Here is a 6946-nt window from a genome sequence, read left to right as displayed (position 1 = left end):
CAAAAGAGAATTGGTTGCGGGAGCCGGATTTGAACCGACGACCTTCGGGTTATGAGCCCGACGAGCTACCAAGCTGCTCCATCCCGCGTCCATAGTTCACCATTTAAGGCATGATGAAAGCCTTTCTTTCCACTTAAGAAAAGTGGAGCGACACACGAGGTTCGAACTCGTGACCTCAACCTTGGCAAGGTTGCGCTCTACCAACTGAGCTAGTGTCGCATCAACAACGTTTCCGCTGTTCAGGGCTGCGAATTATAAGAGCATTTTTTTGTGATGCAAGTCCTTCGTTCAAAAAAACTTTATTTTTTTACTGACAGATGAAAAAGCAAGCAAAACGCTCATTAATTACAACAATTTGGATCGCAGCCTTAACAGTTAGATCTTAAAGATCGTTTCGCGGTAGTACTTTAGCTCAGCAATCGACTCACGGATATCATCCAATGCCAGATGCGTGCCCTGCTTCGAAAAACCGTCTAACACTTCTGGTTTCCAACGGCGAGTCAGTTCTTTTAACGTACTCACGTCCAAATAACGGTAGTGGAAGTATTCTTCCAACTCAGGCATATGCTTGTACAAGAATCGACGGTCCTGACCAATACTGTTACCACAAATTGGAGAAACGCCTTTTGGTACCCATTTCTCAAGGAACTCGATGGTCTGCGCAACGGCATCTTGTTCAGAGACGTCACTGTTGCGAACGCGATCAACCAAACCACTTGCAGTGTGCGTATTGGTACACCAGTCATCCATCTTCGCCAGCTCTTCTTCTGGCTGATGAACGGCTAAAACTGGACCTTCAGCTAAAATATTTAACTCACTATCCGTGACGATAGAAGCAATTTCGATGATTTTGTGCGTTTCAGGATCGAGACCTGTCATCTCTAAATCCACCCAAATCAGGTTTTGATCGCTAAAGGACATGGTTACGCCGCCTATTTGTTTATCGATAAAAGAGGTACTATACCTGAAAATACTTGAAACACGATACTCACGAGTTTGAGCCGAAAGCGTGCTCAATCAGTTGAGTTAACTCACATTAAGTACAAGATTGTGGCAAAAAAGAAAAAGTTAACCAAAGGTCAGGTGCGCCGCGTACGCAGCAACCAACAAAAACGCCTAAAGAAGCAAGAAGAGTCTATCCAGTGGGATGAGAACATGCTGGGCGCAAGTAAACAGGGGCTCGTTATCACTCGTTTCGGTCAGCACGCTGACATCGAAGATCTAGAAACCGGTGAGGTGCAGCGCTGTAACCTTCGTCGTGGTATCGAATCACTGGTGTCTGGTGATCGCGTGCTTTGGCGTGAAGGGCTTGAGTCAATGGCAGGTATCTCTGGCGTGGTTGAAGCCGTAGAACCTCGCACATCAATGCTAACTCGCCCTGACTACTACGATGGCTTGAAACCTGTCGCCGCTAACATCGACCAAATGGTGATCGTGTCTTCGGTTTTGCCTGAGCTTTCGCTCAATATCATTGACCGCTACTTGGTGGCGTCAGAAACCCTGAACATCGCACCGCTACTAGTACTCAACAAAATAGACCTACTTGCTGATGAAGATCGAGCGATGTACGAAGAGTGGCTAGAAGAATACAAACGCATTGGCTACAAAGTACTGTTTGTGAGCAAGCAGTCAGGTGAAGGCATTGCCGAACTTGAAGAGCAATTGCGTGATCGTATCAATATCTTCGTTGGTCAATCTGGCGTAGGTAAATCGAGCCTAGTAAACGCACTGATGCCTGAACTTGAGCAGGAAGTGGAAGAAGGCGAGATCTCAGAGAACTCAGGTTTGGGTCAGCATACAACCACAGCAGCTCGCTTGTATCACATCCCTACTGGTGGCGATTTGATTGACTCTCCAGGAGTACGTGAATTCGGTCTGTGGCACTTAGAAGCAGAGGAAGTGACCAAAGCATTTGTTGAATTCCGTCCTTATCTTGGCGGTTGTAAGTTCCGCGACTGTAAGCACAATGACGATCCTGGCTGTATCTTGCGAGAGGCCGTGGAAAAAGGCGAAGTGAGTGAAGTCCGTTTTGAGAACTATCATCGCATCCTAGAAAGCATGGTAGAAAACAAAGCCAACCGTCAGTACTCACGCAGCAAGAAAGCTGATCTGTAGCCGAGATAACGCTGCAACTGTGTAAGAAATCATCACCTAATACTGACAAGCAGATGAAATTTCAGTAACATCACGCGCCCTAAAGCGAGAATCTAACAGAAGTATCGGAATTAAAGATGGACAAGATTAAAGTTGGACTGCAGTACTGGATCCCACAACACGGACTAACGCGCCTAGTGGGTAAACTGGCTTCAGCTGAGGCTGGCGGTCTAACAACAGCAATCATTCGCTGGTTTATCAAACAATACAATGTGAACATGGATGAGGCGAAGTACTCCGATCCTAAGCACTTCAAAACCTTCAATGAATTCTTTGTACGTGAGCTAAAAGAAGGCGCTCGTCCAATTACGGAAGGTGAAAAGGTGATCACTCACCCTGCGGACGCGTGCGTAAGCCAATTTGGTCCGATTGAAGATGGTCAGCTTATCCAAGCTAAAGGTCATAACTTCTCAGCACAAGAGCTACTAGGTGGTGACGCAAAACTGGCTGAAGAGTTCCAAGACGGCTCTTTTGCTACCTTGTACCTATCGCCTCGTGACTACCACCGCGTACACATGCCATGTGACGGTACGCTACGTCAGATGATTTACGTACCTGGTGACCTATTTTCAGTTAACCCACTAACCGCAGAGAACGTGCCAAACCTATTTGCACGTAACGAGCGTGTAGTGTGTATCTTCGATACTGAGTTTGGTCCAATGGCACAAGTACTGGTTGGTGCAACTATCGTAGGTAGCATCGAGCAAGTATGGGCAGGCACTATCACGCCACCACGCGGTAACTCGGTTTACAAATGGGACTACCCTGCTGAGGGCGATAAAGCGGTTATCTTGAAGAAAGGCGAAGAAATGGGGCGCTTCAAGCTTGGCTCAACCGTTATCAACCTTTTTGCAAAAGATGCTATCGCATTCGATGAAAGCATGGAAAATGGTAAGCCAACCGTAATGGGTACACCTTACGCTCATCAGCAGTAAGACTCCTACTCAAACTGACTTTGAAGCCTCCGTTTACGGGGGCTTTTTTATTGACGAAAAGCAAAACTCTGTTCGAAATTTCGCCTCTCTTTTTCAAACTCGTACTTGCCTCTAAGTACCTAAAAGCGCAATCAATTATTCTGCGTTGAGGGATGATGATAAAAGGGGCTGCCAATGCCAAAGATGAGTGCGGACACACTGGTCAAATTACTGGTGTGTTTTTTGATTCCACTCGGTGTCTTAATGATGCCGATCGATGCCATTCCAATTGACGATCTCACTTTAATTCAACATCGTCTATTGGCTATTTTCCTTCTTGCTGCACTACTTTGGGTTTTAGAACCCGTCCCCGTATTTGCTACGTCCATTCTTATCATTGCTCTTGAATTGATTATGATATCGGACAAAGGCTTACATCTCTTTCGTACCCCTCCTCCGGGGCATGATTTGGGAGATTTGATTGCTTATACGGATATATTTTCTGCGTTCTCTTCTCCTATTATCATCCTTTTCATGGGTGGCTTTGCGCTCGCTATTGCCGCTTCTAAATACGAACTTGATAACAACCTCGCCCGTGTTCTTCTTAAACCGTTTGGCACTCAACCTAAGTTTATTATGTTGGGTTTAATGCTGATCACTGCCGTGTTCTCGATGTTTATGTCAAACACTGCGACTACCGTTATGATGCTTGCGCTATTGGGTCCTATCGTTGCATCTGCACCAAAAGGCGATTTGGGGATAAAAGCGCTGGTTCTCTGTATTCCAATTGCGGCTAATACAGGTGGTATCGCGACACCAATCGGTACCCCGCCTAACGCGATTGCCTTGCAATATTTAACCGGAGAAAACAGCATCGATTTCCTATCTTGGATGATGATGGGCTTGCCTTTTGTCTTAGTGCAACTGACGCTAGCTTGGTTCTTATTGCAAAAGCTCTTCCCTTCTAGTGAACCGGAAATGAAACTGCGCTTGGATGGTAAATTTAAGAAAAGCTGGCGTGCCATAGTGGTCTACGTGACCTTCGCTATGACCATCCTGCTATGGATGACAACTAAAGTGCATGGCATGAATACCTATGTAGTCGCTATCATTCCACTCGCGGTGTTTACCTTAACGGGCATCATGGGCAAAGAAGAGCTCAAGCTTATCAACTGGGATGTGCTATGGCTGGTAGCTGGTGGTATCGCCATTGGTATTGCGTTAGATAAAACTGGCTTGGCTGAAGCACTCGCACACGCAATTGATTATGAGTCCCTATCACCATTCGCTGTCGTTGTTGCCCTATCGATCGTGTGCTGGCTAATGGCAAACTTTATGTCGAATACTGCCACTGCGAACTTGTTGATGCCGATTGCAGCGGCGATTGGTGCATCTATGCCGAGTCTGGTTGCCATCGGTGGCTTACAAGGATTGCTGGTTGTCGTCGCTTTCTCGGCTTCACTAGGTATGATCTTACCAGTATCAACACCACCAAACTCCCTTGCGTACTCGACGGGATTAATTGAAAGTAAAGACATGGCGAAGGTCGGTTTGATTATCGGCTTGGTCGGTCTGTTCATTGTCTATGGTGCGGTAATTATTCTGTTTTAGTCCATCGCTCTGCGGTAACAAAAGGTTGCCGCAGAGCTTTATCACCCATATACCTATCTGGTTTTGCATCACTCCCTCTGTTTTTATCTCAAATTTGATTCACTTAGTTAATCAATAAGTTGAATAAAAATCACACTATTCGACTCAAGTTTATCGAATATAGGTCGATAAACTTTGTACAGCCTTTCATGTAACTTTCAGTGCTTGAATCGTCTCATACCCTTTGGAGTCACAACTCGTGACGTTGATCTTTTTGTCTGTTTTATGAAGGTAAGACAATGAGAAATACCATCAAATTAAAAATACAGATTGCGATTGCAGTCATTATCGCCTTTGTTAGTGGCGTTCAGGCTTGGGTTTCCGTCAATCAACTACGCGAAGAAACCACTTCTACCCTTAATCGAGAAATTCAAAACATCTCTCAATCGACCAACCGCTACATCAGTGACTGGCTTGCGATTCGTAGCGATATGATGCTCGCGAATGAAAACATCATCGCTGGCAGTGACGATGCCGATCGCGAGATGCTACTGACAAAGCGAGCCGGTAAGTTTCTATCGGTTTATGCTGGCTTCTCTGATGGCTCAATTGCCTACGGTGATAAATCTGAATCTTGGCCTTCTGACTACGATCCTCGCACTCGCCCTTGGTACCAAGATGCGATGGCGAAATCTGGTTTGATCATCACAGAGCCATACCAAGATTTCGATGGCAGCATTGTGGTTAGCTTTGCTAAGGCATTCAATCAAGGTAAGAAAGGTGTGCTTGCCGCTGACTTAGCGGTAACTGACATCATCAAAGAAGTCCTTAATATTCAGCTTGATAATGACGGTTTCGCATTCCTAGTTGATGGCAACAATAACTTGGTAGCTTACAAAGATGAAAAGCTTAGCCAAAAACCGCTGACAGAACTCAATCCAGCCTTAACTCATAGTACGATGATGACACTTGCTGGCGAAGCAAGGCTAGACACGATTCAATGGTCCAGCCAAGGCGATAAGCTGATTTACGTAGCTAAAGTGCCGAACACCGATTGGTCTTTAGGTATTGTGCAAGACAAACAAATGGCATTTGCGTCTGTCTCTGAGCAAGTGACATTTACGGCTATTGCTTCTATCGTGCTGTACCTGATTATTGCGGCAATCAGTACTTACATCATCACTCGCTTGCTACAACCTCTCCAAACGCTGTCTGATGCGCTTTCAGAGCTATCACAGGGCGAAGGCGATCTTACGCAACGCATCAAGATCGAGCGCATGGATGAAATTGGCGAACTCGCAACCCACGTGAACCAGTTCCTTGCGCAAATGCAAACCATGTTAAAAAGCATTGTCGAGAACAGTGAACAGCTTTCAGAACAAGCGAATCAAGCAAATGAGCTATCTGCGATGGCTGCGGGTCGCGTTGAGCATCAACAAAACGACGTTAACCAAATTGCAACCGCCATTCATGAGATGTCAGCAACCGCTGCTGAGGTAGCAAGTCATGCAGAGCTGACAGCAAGCGCTTCACAAAACTCAGCGTCTGCTTGTATGGAAGGACAAAACGTCATCCAGAAGAATCGTGAAGCGATCGTAGAGCTTGCAGAGCAAGTTAGCGATGCCGCCAGCGTAATTTCGGAGCTAGAAGCAAACACGCAAAGCATCAACCAAATCCTATCGACGATCCAAGGTATTGCCGAACAAACTAACTTGTTGGCACTTAATGCTGCCATTGAAGCGGCTCGTGCTGGTGAGCAAGGTCGCGGCTTTGCCGTGGTTGCCGATGAAGTACGCGTACTTAGCCAACGCACCCATGGCTCGACGGAAGAAATCCGCACCATGATCGAAACGTTGCAAAACAACACCAAACTGGCAGTAAATAGCATGCAAACCAGTACCAGTTTGGCAGATACTAGCGTGGATTATGCTCAGCAAGCACACGACAGCTTAACCAGCATTACTAACTCGATCACTGAGATCAACGACATGGCAATGCAAATCGCAAGCGCAGCAGAAGAGCAACGCGCGGTAAGCGAAGACATCAGCCGTAACACGCAAGGCATTAAAGACGATGCCGATATGATTGCCGAGCAATCACTTAAGAGCAGTGAAGGTTCACGTCAGATGTACGATACCGCCAATACGATGCGTGAAAACATCAGTCGCTTTAAAGTGTAATCCTCCCCATCAAAAGCAGCTCAACGAGCTGCTTTTTTATTGGCATAAATATGCGCTTTTAGATCTTTATAAATTCATGCATATTAAAGCCTCTCCCCTGCTCTACAA

At 46.0% G+C, this 6946-nt stretch carries 5 protein-coding genes and 2 tRNA genes; 4 read left to right on the top strand and 3 right to left on the bottom strand.

Annotated elements, in window-relative coordinates:
• Positions 1 to 11: 11 nt before the first annotated feature.
• The 3 genes from MHO32_RS19055 to orn form a co-directional block, all read right to left on the bottom strand.
• Positions 12 to 88: transfer RNA gene (locus tag MHO32_RS19055), tRNA-Met, on the bottom strand.
• A 55-nt stretch (positions 89 to 143) separates the two neighbouring features.
• Positions 144 to 219: transfer RNA gene (locus MHO32_RS19050), tRNA-Gly, on the bottom strand.
• Positions 220 to 375: 156 nt separating this feature from the next.
• On the bottom strand, positions 376 to 921 hold the full coding sequence (gene orn, locus MHO32_RS19045; protein ID WP_005448335.1) for an oligoribonuclease: 546 nt from the start codon (positions 919 to 921) through the stop codon (positions 376 to 378).
• A 129-nt stretch (positions 922 to 1050) separates the two neighbouring features.
• Here orn and rsgA point away from each other — a divergent pair, with 129 nt between their 5' ends.
• The 4 genes from rsgA to MHO32_RS19025 all read left to right on the top strand — a co-directional run bounded on the left by rsgA (position 1051) and on the right by MHO32_RS19025 (position 6838).
• Positions 1051 to 2115 carry a small ribosomal subunit biogenesis GTPase RsgA gene (rsgA, locus tag MHO32_RS19040; RefSeq protein WP_005448333.1) on the top strand — a complete coding sequence of 355 codons (1065 nt, stop codon included), beginning with the start codon at positions 1051 to 1053 and terminating at the stop codon, positions 2113 to 2115.
• A gap of 116 nt (positions 2116 to 2231) precedes the next feature.
• Positions 2232 to 3089, top strand: a complete 858-nt coding sequence (gene asd / locus MHO32_RS19035; protein WP_009701924.1) for an archaetidylserine decarboxylase — start codon at positions 2232 to 2234, stop codon at positions 3087 to 3089.
• A gap of 174 nt (positions 3090 to 3263) precedes the next feature.
• Positions 3264 to 4679: an SLC13 family permease gene (locus MHO32_RS19030; RefSeq protein ID WP_005448329.1), complete on the top strand. Its 1416-nt coding sequence runs from the start codon at positions 3264 to 3266 to the stop codon at positions 4677 to 4679.
• A 278-nt stretch (positions 4680 to 4957) separates the two neighbouring features.
• The gene (locus MHO32_RS19025) at positions 4958 to 6838 is read left to right on the top strand and encodes a methyl-accepting chemotaxis protein (protein ID WP_239213422.1); all 1881 of its coding nucleotides are present in this window, start codon (positions 4958 to 4960) and stop codon (positions 6836 to 6838) included.
• Positions 6839 to 6946: the final 108 nt, after the last annotated feature.

The organism is Vibrio sp. MMH1-50 (assembly GCF_022347645.1).
Lineage (GTDB): Bacteria > Pseudomonadota > Gammaproteobacteria > Enterobacterales > Vibrionaceae > Vibrio > Vibrio harveyi.
Note: the sequence above shows the minus strand (reverse complement) of the source record. Positions and strands in the feature narration are given on the sequence as shown.